The following is a 15,891-nucleotide window of genomic DNA, read 5'->3' as shown; positions in this document are numbered from 1 at the left end:
GCTTAATTTAATCGAATTGGCCAGCCTTGGAGGCTGAGATCTTGCTCAATATCGGCGTTTAGCAGTTTACCTTCAAGCTGTATCTCACCATTGCCGTTAATTGCTATGCTGCCATTTTTGGTTTTGACACAGACTTTTTGCTCGCCATTTAGCACCACAGTACCGTTGTTATTTGTCACCGACGCGGCTGGAAAGTCTTGCGGTGCAGCTAAGCGACCAATAACGATAGGCATTGCCACGCTATGTAGCAACACTTCATCGTCAATACTCACGCGTGTCACACTGTCTAATTGACCTTTAACCTTCATTTCTACATTAGATCCGTCACACTTCACTCGTAGCACTTTACCTAGCTTATCAATGGCAGATACACGCCATACGATGTTACTCAACGATGGTGGAAATTGTACGACATTGGTTTTCATAGACTTTGCTCCCTGCTTAGTTATGGCTAATTGCTGAGCCAGACACCGAAATGTTGCTGGCGCTTAAGTTCAAGTTGTTCGCATCAATGGTAATATTACCTGCCGCATCAATTTCTATTTTGCCGCCGCCTTGAGAAAGCTGAATTGAGCCGCTACCTTGGCCAACAATAGAAATGTTTCTATCGGCATTGATGGTGAAGTTACCATTTTGCGCCGCAAGCTCAACGTTACCATCAACGCTGAAGTAACTGATGTCTTGCGCGGCCTCAAGATTAATGGATTGCTGTGCTTCAAATTGAATATTGCTGTCAGCAGACTGGATTTTAATGTCGGTGTCTGCAGTGAGTTGAATCGCTTCTTTGGCATTGATCTCAATATTGGACTCAATACTTTGGATATACACCGCATCTTCTGCGCGAATGCTTATTTCTTTGTCGGCTTGCGCCACAATATTCGCTTGTGATTGCAGCGTCATCGCTTCTTTCGATTTAATATCGATGTAACCTTTTTTGGTTTCAAGCTTGATAAATTCGCTGCCTTCTGTGGCATTAAATTCGAGTATATTTTCTTGCGCTTTGGTGAACAGTTGGATTTTTTCTTCGCCTTGTTTGTCATCCATCAACAAAGTGTTTTCTGCCTTCGTCACCAATTTATTTTCAGTGGCATTCTCCGCAGTCACTGGGCTTAGTGCTTCATCGTTAAATAGCGCACCGAGAATGACCGGTCTGTCTAAGTCACCATTTTCGCCCGCCACCATAACCTCGGTTCCTTTGTTTAAAGGAAAATGCATGCCGTGCCCGCCAGGCCCACCATAGTGCTGCATAAGCCGAGTCGGTTTACTCTCTTCTCCTTCACCATCTTGGTTAAATGGCAGCTTGACTTTATAGTGCCCTTTGTCATCCACTTCTTGCTCAATCGTGGCGTTAAACGATGCAAAAACCTTTTTGCGCTTAATAACAGGCGCTTTAAACTGCACATCAATTGGGATAATCGTCGCTTGGTTTTTATAGGTTAAGCCTTTTACCTTGGAGCCGTATTCAACGCTACCGCCTTGACAGCCTTTATGGGCAACGGACACCACTAAGTAACGACCGCTGTAATTAAGGTGATCGGTTATGGTTAAAGCGACACCCGGACGAAGCGCTCGACAGTCGGTATCGATTACAAAAAGGTTTCGCTGACAATCAATGCTTTGCTGGTGTACTTTGGTAAGTGCATCGCCATCTCCTTCAGTCATGAAGTTTTCAGCGAATATACTGTCTTCACCAAAGCCGCCAACCTCTGTTTGATTATTGCTATTTACAGACAGTGCGCAGCCTTTTTCATAGTCTTCGTCATACAGCCTAAAGCCGCTATTTAGTAAACTCGCTTTTTTAGAAAAGGCAAAGACAGACTCGCTCGGTCTTACCTGTCCGGTGGGTGACGCATAAGGCAAAGTGATCTCTTCCATCTCTGAAGAAAAATCACTGCTGCTGGCAAATACCGATAGGTTGGCTTGGCTACCGGTTGATTCTGTGCTGCCGTAAACAAAACCGTAGCGGCGCATTAGACGCGTTACAAAGTCAAAATCACTTTCATCATACTGTACTGTCATAGCAAGGGTTGGCGATGATCCCTTCAGTTGCAATTTTCCTGACGGGAACCCTGCCTTATCTAACACGCTTTTAACGATGGCATCCGCAGACATGTCGGTAAAAACGCGATTAGATCGTTGATGCTTGAGCAACACCAAAAGTGATTGAAAAGATAAGGTATACACGTAGCCTTGATGACTGCGACCATGGCAAACATATTCGGTAATGATCCCCGAAACCGTTCTGTCAGACATCGCCCACGTAATGGAAAATGTAACATCCTTACCAATCACCAGATCAGGCTCAATTAGTTCCTCACTTAACACCTCAATATCAAAGCGATAGTCACTACATAAGCTGTCATTCTGTGATTCAAAACTCAGTACTTTAAATAAACTCCCAGACAACCCCGCAATTTCGATTGCAAAGTGACTTTCGTTTGCCTTAGGCAGTTTATCGGCAAGTGATGCGAACATTTCCATTTTTGTCTCCTTACTCGTATCTACCGTTAACTTAAGTCGGCGAATACGGCTTCAATTTCACCATTTTCATCCAGTGTCAGCGTCAGCAGATCTGGCATATCTTCTTCGCTCATAAAGCCCAAAATGGAGCGCGCGATCCCAGGTAAAATTTGTTGTTCAATTGTTGCGTTAACCAATCGTGCGCCGCTATCAGACATAGCGCATTTATCGGCTAGATAATCTAGCGCCGTTTGATCTACGCGCAGTTGTATAGCGTGATTGTCACGAAGTCGCGCCGCGACCTTCTCAAGCTTTAGAGCCACGATATGTTTTAACACATCAGTATCAAGCGGGAAGAAAGGCACAACCTGCATCCGTGCTAAAAGCGCAGGTGCAAAATGCGCGAGCAAGTTTGGCTTAATTAAGCTGACTAGCTGCTGAAAGCTCGGTCTCTCAAACGGTGTTTCTTCTTCGTTATTGTCTTGTGCTTCTTCGCCTTCAGGCGCACCTTGCTGAATGATCCCATCCACCATTTGTTGCATGGCCTGCTGCTCGGTTTCTGGTGTACAAGCATTGATGATTTGCTCAGCCCCTAAATTAGAAGTCATGATGATAACCGTGTTTCTAAAATCGATTTCACGCCCTTCACCATCACGCATTACGCCCATTTCAAACACTTGGTAGAACATATTCATGACATCTGCATGGGCTTTTTCCACTTCGTCAAGTAACACCACAGAATATGGACGTTGACGCACAGCTTCAGTTAACACTCCGCCTTCACCATAACCCACATAACCCGGTGGTGAGCCTTTGAGTTGTGATACCGTGTGTGCTTCTTGATATTCACTCATGTTTATCGTGGTTAAGAACTTCTCGCCACCAAATAGTAGTTCGGCTATGTGTTTTGCCGTTTCGGTTTTACCAACACCTGAAGGACCTGCTAATAAGAATACGCCCAGTGGGCCAGATGAGGCCGATACACCCGCTTTTGCTACCCGTAAGGTTTGTGCAATCGCAGTCAATCCAGCATTTTGCCCTACAACGCTTTGTGCCAGTGATTGCTCAAGCTTAAGTAAGTTCTCCAGCTCGTCTTTCACCATGTTACCTACAGGGATCCCAGTCCAACTTGCGATCACTTGCGCTACCGTATCACTGGTCACTTCGGAGAAAATCGCATTGTCATCTTGATTTAACGCAGCGAGCGCTTGTCTAATCGCAGGTTTCTCTTCGTCGCTCGCACCGTGTAAGGCATTATAAGTATCAATTTGCAGCTCACGACTTTGCTCAAGCTCAGCAAGCTGCTCTTGCGCTTGTGTAAGCGCATCGGTGAGACTTTGAATACAGGTTTGATCTGCAATCCCAAGCTTTGATTCGATCGCCAAGCGTTCAATTCTACTTTGATAGTAACGGATCTGCTCTTTGGCTTTATCAATCACCACAGGCGATGTTGCCGGTCCCATTCTGACCATAGCAGCCGCAGTATCTAGTACATCAATGGCTTTGTCAGGTAATTGTCTACCTGTGATATATCGTGCAGACAAAGTAACCGCGGCTTCAATTGCACTGTCTGTGATTTGAATTTGGTGGTGCTTTTCGTATTTATCTTTCAGCCCCGTGAGCATGAGCTTTGCGGCTTGCTCGGTTGGTTCATCGACTTTAATTAATTGAAAACGGCGTTCAAGCGCAGCATCGCGCTCAAAATATTTTTTATATTCGCTCCATGTCGTTGCAGCAAGTGTTCTTACTTCTCCACGTGCAAGCGCAGGTTTTAGTAGGTTTGCGGCATCTCCCATGCCAGCGTCGCCACCAGCACCAATCAAGGTATGCGCTTCGTCAATAAATAAGATAACGGGCGTCGCTGAACTCTTTACTTCATCAATGACTTGTTTAAGACGACGCTCAAATTCACCTTTTACACCTGCTCCGGCTTGTAGCAGCCCCATATCCAGTACGCAGATCTTAACTTCTTTAAGTTCTGGCGGAACTTGCCCTTCAACAACGCGCTGTGCAAGCCCTTCTACCACTGCCGTTTTACCAACCCCAGGTTCACCGACAAAGATTGGATTATTTTTACGGCGACGACACAACACATCGATTGCGAGACGGATCTCCTCATTGCGTCCAAGGACTGGGTCAATTGCACCAGAGCGTGCTTTTTCAGTGAGATCTTCACAAAATGCTTCTAGCGCGCTTTCACCTTGTGAACGGCTATTCGACACCGTGTTGTCAGCATTTGGCTTACTGAATACTTGACGCTCAGTCGAACCTTTACAGATCTTATTTAAATTCTGCTTTAAGAAGTGCGTATCAATCTTGTCGAACTCGCGTGCCAGTCCAAATGCAGGGCTATATATCGCCATGTCTTTGAACGAGTCAATCAGCGCAGCTCCTGTGATCCAATCATTTTGATGGCGCATGTTTGCGCTGAGCCATGCTTTTTCTAACCACTCATAGAGGCGACGGGAGAAAACCGGCTTGCTCGGGTTACCAGCCTCTTGTTGATTGATAAATTCGAGCGCACTATTCCACAATGCGTCTTGATCAACTTCGAAGAAAGGTAAAATCTTCGCAACATCGCCGTCATTGTGCTCTTCCATTAACTTTAATAGGTAATGCTCTGGTAGCACTTCAAAATGCTTTCGACTCGCTGCGAATCCAGCCGCGGCTTCTAACGCTGTCGCGCTGTGATGATTGAGTTTGTCTATGAGATTCTTTATGCCTGTTGCGTCCATCTTTTAATCCTTGCTATTCCCGTTCGCATTAAAACTGTGATTGTGAATATATTTTCTTCTCTATGCGTGCGTTAACTTTACCTATCGCACAACTTACCCCAAGCTTGCCAGCCCCTAACCGAGTGCCCTCGCGCGCTTGGCGATTGATCTGCACTAACAGTTGCCAATTCATTTTGGTTGAGGTGTGCCAATTTAATAATTGTGATAAACGTTTCGCCTTTACACCACCTGGCTCATATAGCTGTGCCTCAGCCTCGTCCATTGGACCAAGCTCAATGCAAATACGATTGCCGGTGACCAAAACGCGTTTACCCAATACGCCATTACCACCCAATGAGAAACCGCTTTGTTTTGAGCCTAACTTGCCCGCTTCAGTAATACCTTCCCATTCAACGATATTATCTTTAATCGTTAAGCTTTCGTCTTGTAGCGCTTGCTTTAATACTTGCTCAAGCCCAGCTGCACTGGTTTGTTTAGCACTAATAAGATTTAGTTTGCTCTTATCCGACTGGTTATTTTCAAATACTGCAGCAACTATTTGATCAAATTGCTGCGCACCAATGCCAGCAAGATTAATCTGAGACTTCTTCCAACTTTGAAATAGCTGGCAATACAATACATGATTAAAGAGATCTAAAAATGCGCGTGTTCTTGCACCTATCTCTTCATCTCCTGCGGCTTGCTCTAGTAAGTAGTGCGGCATCGCAGCATCAACGCCATATAAACCGAGAAATGACGTTTCAAGCCTCAGCTTACCTCGTTGCCTTACTTGCAATTCACAGCGTCTAACGTCTGACGCTGGAAACCCAAGTTCTTTATACGGTGCAATTTCAACGCGATGACTGTGGCCACTTTGTAACTCGTTATTGCTAGCCCAGTGCTGTTCAATAAGCGTTAGTGCCTTATACAAGCTAAAACGCCAAGGTGTGGCCATCAATTTCGCTATCGGCTCTGGCAGTTTTGCCCAAATGGGTTGGTTTTGCTGCTCCATCATTTACACCTGATAACTATCGCCTGCCGTCACATCCCACTCCCACTCGTGGTAACTTGGCAGCAGCGTAACTCGGGTTTTTAAGCACTCGTTAATTGGCGCATATAATTTAAAGAACTGATGCAACACATCGCAAAAATGATACGCATCAGCTGTGCAAACAAAGCTCTTTTCGTTTAGGGTTAAATGGATCTCTATCCCTTTAACAAACACGCCCTTTTGTAGCAATGAGATAGGTTTAGATTCAGCGCCTTGGATACTCTCAATACGGTTTCGATTTTCAGAGCGCTCCGACCAATCAAACAGTGCCAATAGCTTTTTCAGCTGGGTTGGCTCTGCAAGTTGAGAGAAACGCATATTCAACAAGCTAATGAGCTGCCAATGTAATGCCTGATCAGGAGAATTAAGCAACTTACTCGGTCTTACGACATTTTTAACGCTAAGTACCGACGGTACATCAGCGCTTTGTGCATTGATATCGCCTTCTTGCAGTGTTTGCCTTGGCCACGCCGCGTTATGCGCCAACAGATCAGTCGATAAAGTAGTAATATCACCCACTTCTTGCATTGAAAGCTGAATGTACGTCTGTGGCGATACCCCGCCAATATCACGGCTTATCAGTGAATACAAATGGGCGTTATCTTCATATACCGTGCTATACCGAGAAACAAAGCCGATGGCTTCTCCCGTGCTACTACTTGCGCCTTGTACCGACTTAACGCTATAACAAAAACTCTCTCCAAGTTTATTTTGCACTGGATGTAGTTGGTATTCGGTTTGGTTTTCGCTGACTCGGATAGGCTCGGCATCTACTGGGTAGATATTTACCGCAGGTACACAATTAAGCAGGATATTATCCGCATTTACTTTGTTACCGGGCGGTAATTTAATATCACTGGCTATTTTGATGCTGATGGTATTAGTGTCTGGATCAATATTTAGCGTATCCAGTCCCGTTAGTTCAACAAAATAGAACTTTTCACGAGAGTTAAAGTAATCAAGCAGCAACGCATAAGCTGGATGACTCTGTTCGCTGTTCGGCAGCATTCCGGTGCTGTCTTTATGAAAAGCGGCATCTATTTTTGATTTGCTCAAGGTATATTGCGTCGTACTGCCAAGCTTTCCTGTCTCAACCTCTATCGCTGCGTTTGGATTCTTCATCATTTGATAAAGACTGGCACAAAGCGGCGTGTCTCCACGTAAATACACCCGTAATTTAGAGAGATCGTAATCATCTAAACTGCCTTGGCCTAACCGCTTGAGGTGCAAGTTTAACGTTGCACCAGTGTGGATCTCATGATAGTCCACAGAGTAGATCTCAAACGGCAGCACTTTCGTTTCTGCGGTGGTAGTAAAGTGACAAGCCACAGGCGCGTTGTCACTTTTATGGGAAGAGATTTTCGCGCCTTTTGGCACACTCACCAGTCCTTGCATGGTGAGTTTTGGCGCAAACTCTAGCACCGTCGTAGACGGATAATAGTTTAATAATATTGGGCAAATCTGTCTGAGTACCTGCTCAGACACTTCGGGTAGCGTCTCATCCAATCGCTTTTGCGTAAATGCCGTTAAGTAAGCGACTCCTTCGAGCAAGCGCTCAACATGAGGATCTCTATCCTTTAACGCGTCAATATTTAAAAAGCCGGCATGTTCAGGATACTGCTGAGCAAATTGTTTACCTGCTTGTGTTAACAGCCTCATTTGCGCATCAAAATATTGCTGCATATCCATTAATCTGCTCCTCCTGCATTGACGTTTGCTTTACCACCTGACGCAAACTTAGTATTCAATCTGATTATCTCGCCGGTTTTTAATTGCGCTCTTATCTCAAATCGAATCACACAGTTTTCCTCTTTTATGTCGATGGGTCGAACGATGAGGTTAGTAATTCTTGGTTCGTACTTTTCTATGGTTCTTTTTACTTCATTGGCAAGTGTTTGCTGCGAATAAGGTAGCCCTTCATATAGATCTTCCACATCCGGTAAACCATAATCACCTAAGTGCTCAAGCACTCCCCTACGCGCATTCAATAGTTGCGTTAGGTGTTTACATACGCTGTCGCTTAGATGCGATAAATTGTTATCGCTATAGGCTTGACGTGATGGTTGAGCTAGCAAATCAAATAAGGCCATAGAAAAATACGCTCTCTATTCATTCATTGCGCGAACTAGTTTAAGCTTGAAAAGGAGGCCAGTAGGCCTCCAACACTCGAAATTAACGACCTTCAGTCCATGAGTCAGAGAACTCAATGTTACCGTCTAGGTACGTCCAAGTGATGCGCTTGTAACGCATGTGCACTGTTTCAAGGTGAGGATAACGCTCTTTATCCAAATCTTTAACGTTGTGCATTGTTGGCGTGATTGAAGTGATTTTCACGTCTTCAAGCGTATGGCGGAAGTACTCACGCTCAGTACCCGTGTCATCAATACGGTACCATTTAAGCTCAAGTTGCTTTAATGTTTGACCGTTTGAACACGCTTTGTACATGTACGGAGTAGCAGCATCCACAGCTTTTGTGATAACAAAAGGCTCGTGCTTACGAGTACCTGTTAGCTCGCCCGTGTCGTTATCAGTTGGGATACGCAATTCGTGATCGAAATGCAAAATCTCAATTGAACCTTCACGCTCAGCTACAGTTACTGAACCTTTAACGTCGTTACCTTGGTCGTCCTTTAACCACATATACGCTGGAATTGCCATTTTTAATTTCTCCTTTTAAGATAAGATGTTTCCTAATTATTAAAGGCATTGATCAAACGCATGTTTTTCACGTTTGATCCCCAAACAAAGCGCCACGCTTTATGCCAATTTGGGAACATGTCCCAAGTTGGTGGCAGCCAACTTGGGGCAATCTTTCACTACATGTTATAAGTCACCACGTAATTCCATCACTAACGTCGCCGCATCAAATGGCGTTTTTAGTATATCCAGCTGCAAAAAGTGCTGCTGAACCGCTTCGGGTAACTGTTTAAATTCGAATTCTCCACGTACTTCTTCCTCCAAAGCGGAAATAACAAAGCTATCAACCTCTAACCATTCATCACGATTAACCAAAGAGTTGTAGTAGTTAACTGCACTTAAGAAACGAATATATTCGTCTTTCATACAATGGTTAAGCGCAACGTAATGCAGGTAATTTACTGCATCTACGACTAATTCTGTTTCAAGTTTATCTATCTTTAACTCGCTTGGGCGAACACGTGGAGTATGCTCAAAACACGTTTCCATCGCTGCGGTGTAAGAGATAGTTGCTTCTTGTAATTTCTTTTTTGCAAAAAAGAACTCCGGAGTTGCCGTTTTAGCAAAAACAATAACCGGAAATAACAACATCAATAAGTAATAAAATTTCTTCATTCTCATGCCCATCCTTTGGTTTCGCTTTACAGTTCACCCAACAGTTCCATCACTAATTTTGCGGCATTGAATGGCTTTTGTAATACTTCAAGTTGTAAAAAATGCGCTTGCATATCCGTTGGTAACTTTTGAAATTCAAACTCAGATCTAAGCTCTTCATTCCATCTGTAAGTCACAAAACTGTCCACGGTGATTAACTCATGCTTCTGCGCAGTTTGATTATAGTGCTCTACTGCTTTTAAAAAATTAACATCATGGTCTTGCATACAATCATTAAGCGCTACGTAATGAAGGTAATTTATTGCTTTAACAACGAATTCTGTTTCAAATTTTCCTACCTTAAGCTGGCTTGGCTTTACTCGTGGAGCATGCTCAAAACACGTTTCCATCGCCGCGGTGTAAGCTATAGCTGCTTTTTGCAATTTCTTTTTTGCAAAAAAGAGCTCTGGTGTCATCTCTTGGCTATATGACAAGTTAGTCACCAAGACTGTACTTAGTATCATCAACCAGTTACATATTTTTCGCTTCAACATGACAATCCTTTGCCTCATCGCTTCTTGTCTAAAGCTACGTTCTCAGCCTTAGATAGTTTTATTCACTTATATTGGCGGTCTTTATCTATCGCTAGGTTGTTGACTAACGAGTTCAAGGCGCACGTCACTTCCACCGTTTAACGCATGCACTAAAGTGCATCATGGAAGTGTAAATCGTTTTAGCTTTATTCAGCTTTACTAAGATTTCCTACAAAGTTTCCGTACTTAAATACAGGCAAGGAAAATAAAATTAAAAGCCAGATTATATTTCCAAAGAACAACATTTCAGACGAGGTATAACCGCCCAAATAAAACTCATTTAGTAAGCTGTAAATATTTAAAAACCACCATAGCCAAGCTATAAAAAACCATACTTTTCGACTTAGAACACGCACTTGTAAAATCAGAAAAAGGTTTGCTGCCAAAATTAAACTATCAGCAATAAAAAGAACTCCCCCAATAAATGTAGCTCTGAGCTCTGAAAGAGCTGAAGCTTGATTTTCGTATATTGAAAACAGTGTCACAGATAGTTGCACCAAAAATATAACTTTCCAAATGATATGGTCTGCTTTTATGTTCATAAATACACCATTTAATACCAGTATCCATACGAAAGCTGATTCGGGTCTGCTGGTAACTGCTTCCAACCATCAGGTTTATCAACATAACGCCGCTTGAAGTTTCTTCTTTTTGCGCCAAAAGGTGCAAGATCAGCTAGTAACTCTAAAGCTCCTATTGCTACTTCTGAATCCCGACCATGAGTTTTTATAGCATCCTTAACTAAAGGCAGCATTTTAAGATAAGCTTCATTTGCATCTTTGCCATTTTTATAAAATTGCCTATAAACAAGCTCCAGAACAGCATAGGCCCTTCCTAAATGACCTGCTTTTTTTATCAAGTTTGCCATAAAATATTCCTTTAAACTTTCACCGATATAAAAATGATTAAAAGCATTTTTAAGTTGTCACAAATCCCCATGATACAACTAACTAAACAACGTGTTTTTACCTTTATATTTACAAGACACATTGTAAAGCTATTTTGTTTTTTTAATTTAAATGTAAACTTTAATAATGGGCAGCATTCACTGCCCTAAATACGCTTCATTGGTTCTTCAACTGGCCTTCACTTTTCGCCAGGCATTTGACCAACGAGTGCGAGGCGTACGTCGATACCTTCCACTTGGAAATGTGGAACCACATACGTATTCACACGGTAATAACCAGGATTACCCGGGATCTCCGACACAGTCACGTTGGCATCTTTTAACGGGTGCGTCGCAATTAGAGACTCGTCTGGATTATTCATCTTAGTAACTAATGCACCTAACCAATCATTAAGTTGCTGCTCAAGTTCGTGACGAGGTTTGCTTGAACCGATATTTTCACGCTGGATCACCTTCATATAGTGTGCAATACGCGATACCAAATAGATGTAAGGTAATCTTGCATTGATCCGCGAGTTAGAGGTGGCTTCCGGCGTCTCAAAAATTTGTGGCTTTTGCGCACTATTTGCAGAGAAGAAACACGCAAAGTCACTGTTTTTGTAGTAGCTCAGTGGGATAAACCCTTGGTTTGCAAACTCAAGCTCTTTGGTTTCAGAAATAAGTACTTCCGTTGGGATCTTAGTTTCTTGACCACGACCTGCCTCAAAAGAATGCAGAGGTAGATTTTCAACGCGACCACCAGATTGTGGACCACGAATATTTACCGCCCAACCATTTTGGTGGAAGCTACGGACGATATTTGCCGCGAACGCAAATGTCGCGTTACCCCATAGATAACGTTCATGATGCTCACTGCTAACGTCTTCTTGATAGTTAAAGTGACGAATTGGGTTTAAGTCGCCGTATGGTAAGCGCAGTAAGAAACGTGGGAACGCTAAACCAATGTAACGTGCATCTTCTGATTCACGGAAGTTCTTCCAACGTAAAAACTCAGCACGCTCCATGTAAGAGCCCAAATCCTGAATTTTTGATACTTCTTCAAGCGAATCTTTTAGGAAGAACTTTGCACCAACACTGCCTAAGAAAGGACAATGTGCTGCTGCAGAAACCCTTGAAATTTCTTGCAATAACGACACATCCGGCGCTGAACAATCAAATTCAAAGTTTGACACCATAGTCGAAATTGGCTCGCCCCCTGGTGTGTCATATTCAGCTGTATACACTTGCTTATAAAGCGCAGATTGCGTGGTATCTGGTGCTTCTTCGAAGTCGTCACGTAGTGTTTCTTTATCAACATCAAGTAGTTCAAGCTTTACGTTTGAGTTATTTGGACAACGATTCACCAAATAACGCAGTGAACGCCACGCTGACTCTACTTTTTGAAACTGCGGATGATGTAAAATTTCGTCCAGCTGTTCAGAGATAATTTTGTCAACTTTGGCAATGTAGTCATCAAGTAATAACTTGTCGATACGCGATACTTCTTTGCTGTCATTAGTGGCCATGTCTAAAAAGACATTGATAGCAGCAGTTAAGCGCTCATTGGTGTCTGTTTCCGCAAGATTATTAGCATCACGGAAGTTATCTATGCTGATTTCACTTGAAACCGGCTCAATAGACACAAGATTACAGATTGTTTCATAAGCTGAAGCTGTCAAAGTCTCTTCTTTGCGCGCTTCAACGTTTAATGTTTCTTGCATATTCATCGGTTTGTGTCCTTACTCTTGCGGTTGTTTCTCTTGCTCAGACAAAAGCGGCGCTAACTCGTTTAGCCGTGCTTTTAACTCATCAAGTTCTGGTTTGTTCTGCAAAATGCGCTCAAGCTCTTTTCTCAGCGTTGAGTTATCAAGCAAGTTAGATTTCAGATCACGTAATAAGTTACGCATTGACATCATCTTGTTAAGCTCTGGTACTTGCGCTGCAACCTGCTCTGGATCGAATGACTTAAAATCATCAAACGTTAGGTTAATACCGATTTCACCATCACCTGCGATTTTGTTCGATACTTGAAACTTTGCCTTTGGTGACATGTCTTTTAGCACTTGCTCTAAATTATTTTTATTAATAGCAATGCGCTCTCGCTCAGCGAGGTCACTGTCGTTTTGGCCGTTGGAATAATCACCAACCACCAAAACTTTCATCGGTAGTTCACTCTTTTGCGTTGCACCTTCGGTTTCCAGCTCAAGCGCTATATTAATCCGCGCTCTTGGGATCTCTTTTTGAAACGTATCAGACATAGTCTTTCCTTATTTAATCAGTCGTTGCGCCTGCCGTTACAAGCCCAGCGGTTAACAATCAAACCCAGTCAATCGCTGAGCTTACTTTGGTTACGAGCATCTGCTGCTTTATCGCAGTTGCTCGTAGATCAAATTCATCTCCTTGCTCCAAAGATACTGCTTCATTGCATTGCTTGGCATAACGCCAAACCTCTAGAGCAAACGACTCATGCCATAGGTCCAGTCGGTACTGTTCAATGTCTTTAAGCAGCTGCTCAAACATTGGATAGGCAAGATCAGCGCGTTCACTGCGCATCAATAAACGTGCTTGATATAATTTTTGCTTTGCAAAATCGAACTTGTCTTGTGCAAACCCTTCCATTAGCTGCAGTGCTTGCGTAAGCTTGTTTTGATCAACAAGCGCCTGCGCTTCTTTAAATTTATCTAACCAAACCTTCTGATTACCGTCTGTGCTTGCACCTTCACCTTGGCTTAGTAATTTATGTTCGCCAATTCGCTCGCGATTTGCTGCTGAACAAAATTCACTTCCGTCTTCATATTTAAGGCTGAGCAGTGTTGGGTATTGATCAGCGATTGCGGCAAGTTCTAAATCGATCCACTGTGCTTCTTTAAATAACTTGAGTCCTTCAAGTGCAGCGATGGTTAGCCTTTGTAAGTTAAGGTTAAAATGCATCGCCCCTTCCATGAATAAGGCTTCTGCCTTTTCTAACGCTTGGGCAAAGTTTTGTGCAGCTAAGGCGTTTTCAATAGGCACAAATGCCGCTTGCCTTGGGGCTGGTAAGCGCGTTTTCAACTCATTATCGTGCGGTGGCAATGCAAGCGCCCCCCACCTCACTGCACGTGCCAAGCGAATCGCTCGCATCCAATTTTGGCTTTCTTTGTCATACGCCAATAGTTTGCGAACTTGCTCTGTATAAGCCGAGTCTGACTGCGGTGCTTCCACGGCAATAGCAAGTGTAGAAACTGGCTTTGAAGCAACAGCTGTAGGCTGTGAAGTCGCCGCTACAGGTTGCTGTACTTGAGGCTGCTCTGCTGTGACCACCTCATGCTTTTCGACAGGCTCTTGTACCGTCGCAACAGGTTGTACAGGAACTGGTTGCGAAATCAAACCTTGCTCACACCAGTGTTTTAAATCAGCAAGCGGACCTGAGTCTGCATCAAGTATTGCCACGGATTCTGATGCATACTGTTCAAGTACGCGCTTTAACTCTGGCCATTGCTCCGGCATTGTCGCACTATGCGCTGTAGCAACACCAAGTAAGCGCTGTTGTTGTTGTAAGAACCAAGTATGAACCGATGCTCTCGCACGTTCTTTCACTGGGTGGATCTGCGCCTGATACTGTTGCAAAAGCTGATTAAACAAATCTAACGAGTGGATCAAACCTTCGAGCCCAAACTCATTCGTAGCGGCCAACGTTAGATACGACGCGATGCGAATATCCTTACTCTGCTTTTCTAAAAGCTCTGATGCCAAAATAAAGTTAGCTTTGAAGTCTGGCTCAGCAACACCTGACGAAGAGGCTTTTAGTAATTTAAATGACTCTTCGTATTTCAAATCGTCACCGCATGGCATGCCGCCTAGAGGCGCTAATAACTTTTCACACCACTGCTGCCAGCTCTGATACTTATGTGGTTGACTCATAACTTACTCCAACTTCTTAGCGCATCGAAAACACTCATATTTGATGCTTTTGCCAATTCATACATATGCGGTGTCACCGGATGTTGTGGCAAAGTCCCTGTTAGATTAATGGTCGTCGACAAGCTATTGTGTTCAAGCCAAATTGACGCAAAATACGAGGCCGGCATAGGTCTGCAATACACCACTAGCGAAGCTTTCTGGCTCAATTGACCATAGTTATAAAAACACCAAGGCTGCCAGTGATGATCGGCCACCATATTAGTAATAAGATGCAGCCAAAATGCACCTAACAACTGGGTATCTTCACCCACTTGTGGCATCGGTAACTTCAATCCAAACTGACAACGCAAACAGCCTTGGGTTTTGATCATTTTAAGCGCAGACATCACTTGGCTGATTAATTGTGCTCGCTGGTCAAGATCTTCTAATTCAAGCGCATCCCATATACGCTGTATCGGTGAAGCTCGTAGTGAAGACATTGCCTTATCAAAATCAATCGGTTGCGAAACCAGCTCACTTGCCTGCTTAAGCTCCTGTGCGCTATGGCGCATTTGCTCAACACTACTGCAGTTTCTGATCAGCTCATGGTTTAAACTTAATGATTTAAACGCACTGCCACATTCGCTAAATAGAAATGCAGGGTTTTGTTTGTAGTCCGCATTACTCGATAATACAAACGAGCAAAATGGGTATTGTCTTCCACTTTTATCTTCGCTTGGCTGTAGTGTGCCTAGTAAACAGTTTTCGTCTTGACCTGAGGCGATAAAAAATAGCGTTGACTGCTCTTTTTGAGAAGCGGCATCTTTTATCAACGCCTGTCGGCTCATGTCTGCGTAACCTTCTTGAAGCCAGCGTTCAAGTGCTATTGCTTCTCTTGAGTCAACGTTAAACTTAATAAAGTCCGCTTGAATTGGGTTCTTACCCATAAATCCAAATGGCTGAGTCGTTGGCACCTTGGCGACTTTCTTATTATTAAAAAAACCGAACATGCCTATG

The 15,891-nt window shown here is 43.5% G+C and carries 15 protein-coding genes; all 15 read right to left on the bottom strand.

The window, feature by feature from the left end:
- Positions 1-2: 2 nt before the first annotated feature.
- Positions 3-425 carry a hypothetical protein gene (locus tag CTT31_RS08680; RefSeq protein WP_010604818.1) on the bottom strand — a complete coding sequence of 141 codons (423 nt, stop codon included), beginning with the start codon at positions 423-425 and terminating at the stop codon, positions 3-5.
- Between the two features lie 16 nt (positions 426-441).
- On the bottom strand, positions 442-2,481 hold the full coding sequence (locus CTT31_RS08675) for a type VI secretion system Vgr family protein (RefSeq protein ID WP_260492363.1): 2,040 nt from the start codon (positions 2,479-2,481) through the stop codon (positions 442-444).
- Between the two features lie 26 nt (positions 2,482-2,507).
- The gene (gene tssH, locus CTT31_RS08670) at positions 2,508-5,195 is read right to left on the bottom strand and encodes a type VI secretion system ATPase TssH (RefSeq protein WP_260492362.1); all 2,688 of its coding nucleotides are present in this window, start codon (positions 5,193-5,195) and stop codon (positions 2,508-2,510) included.
- 28 nt (positions 5,196-5,223) lie between these two features.
- Complete coding sequence (gene tssG, locus CTT31_RS08665) at positions 5,224-6,189, bottom strand: type VI secretion system baseplate subunit TssG (protein WP_260492361.1); 966 nt, start codon at positions 6,187-6,189, stop codon at positions 5,224-5,226.
- Positions 6,190-7,914, bottom strand: coding sequence for a type VI secretion system baseplate subunit TssF (tssF, locus tag CTT31_RS08660; RefSeq protein WP_260492360.1), 1,725 nt, complete (start codon positions 7,912-7,914; stop codon positions 6,190-6,192).
- Positions 7,914-8,315, bottom strand: coding sequence for a type VI secretion system baseplate subunit TssE (gene tssE / locus CTT31_RS08655; RefSeq protein ID WP_039495807.1), 402 nt, complete (start codon positions 8,313-8,315; stop codon positions 7,914-7,916). Before tssE ends, tssF begins: the two co-directional genes overlap by 1 nt.
- 82 nt (positions 8,316-8,397) lie before the next feature.
- The gene (locus CTT31_RS08650; RefSeq protein ID WP_010377064.1) at positions 8,398-8,883 is read right to left on the bottom strand and encodes an Hcp family type VI secretion system effector; all 486 of its coding nucleotides are present in this window, start codon (positions 8,881-8,883) and stop codon (positions 8,398-8,400) included.
- Positions 8,884-9,048: 165 nt separating this feature from the next.
- On the bottom strand, positions 9,049-9,537 hold the full coding sequence (locus tag CTT31_RS08645; protein WP_260492359.1) for a hypothetical protein: 489 nt from the start codon (positions 9,535-9,537) through the stop codon (positions 9,049-9,051).
- Between the two features lie 26 nt (positions 9,538-9,563).
- Complete coding sequence (locus CTT31_RS08640; protein ID WP_260492358.1) at positions 9,564-10,070, bottom strand: hypothetical protein; 507 nt, start codon at positions 10,068-10,070, stop codon at positions 9,564-9,566.
- 185 nt (positions 10,071-10,255) lie between these two features.
- Positions 10,256-10,651 carry a hypothetical protein gene (locus tag CTT31_RS08635; protein ID WP_211859818.1) on the bottom strand — a complete coding sequence of 132 codons (396 nt, stop codon included), beginning with the start codon at positions 10,649-10,651 and terminating at the stop codon, positions 10,256-10,258.
- A gap of 11 nt (positions 10,652-10,662) precedes the next feature.
- Positions 10,663-10,977, bottom strand: a complete 315-nt coding sequence (locus CTT31_RS08630; protein WP_211859817.1) for a hypothetical protein — start codon at positions 10,975-10,977, stop codon at positions 10,663-10,665.
- 218 nt (positions 10,978-11,195) lie between these two features.
- Complete coding sequence (gene tssC, locus CTT31_RS08625; protein WP_010377056.1) at positions 11,196-12,722, bottom strand: type VI secretion system contractile sheath large subunit; 1,527 nt, start codon at positions 12,720-12,722, stop codon at positions 11,196-11,198.
- A 12-nt stretch (positions 12,723-12,734) separates the two neighbouring features.
- Entirely contained in the window at positions 12,735-13,253 is a 519-nt protein-coding gene (gene tssB, locus CTT31_RS08620; protein WP_039495804.1) for a type VI secretion system contractile sheath small subunit, read from the bottom strand.
- Between the two features lie 58 nt (positions 13,254-13,311).
- On the bottom strand, positions 13,312-14,895 hold the full coding sequence (locus CTT31_RS08615) for a TssA family type VI secretion system protein (protein WP_211859816.1): 1,584 nt from the start codon (positions 14,893-14,895) through the stop codon (positions 13,312-13,314).
- Entirely contained in the window at positions 14,892-15,884 is a 993-nt protein-coding gene (gene tagF, locus CTT31_RS08610) for a type VI secretion system-associated protein TagF (protein WP_211859815.1), read from the bottom strand. Before tagF ends, CTT31_RS08615 begins: the two co-directional genes overlap by 4 nt.
- Positions 15,885-15,891 lie beyond the last annotated feature (7 nt).

This window comes from Pseudoalteromonas maricaloris (genome assembly GCF_024746855.1).
Lineage (GTDB): Bacteria > Pseudomonadota > Gammaproteobacteria > Enterobacterales > Alteromonadaceae > Pseudoalteromonas > Pseudoalteromonas maricaloris.
Note: the sequence above shows the minus strand (reverse complement) of the source record. Positions and strands in the feature narration are given on the sequence as shown.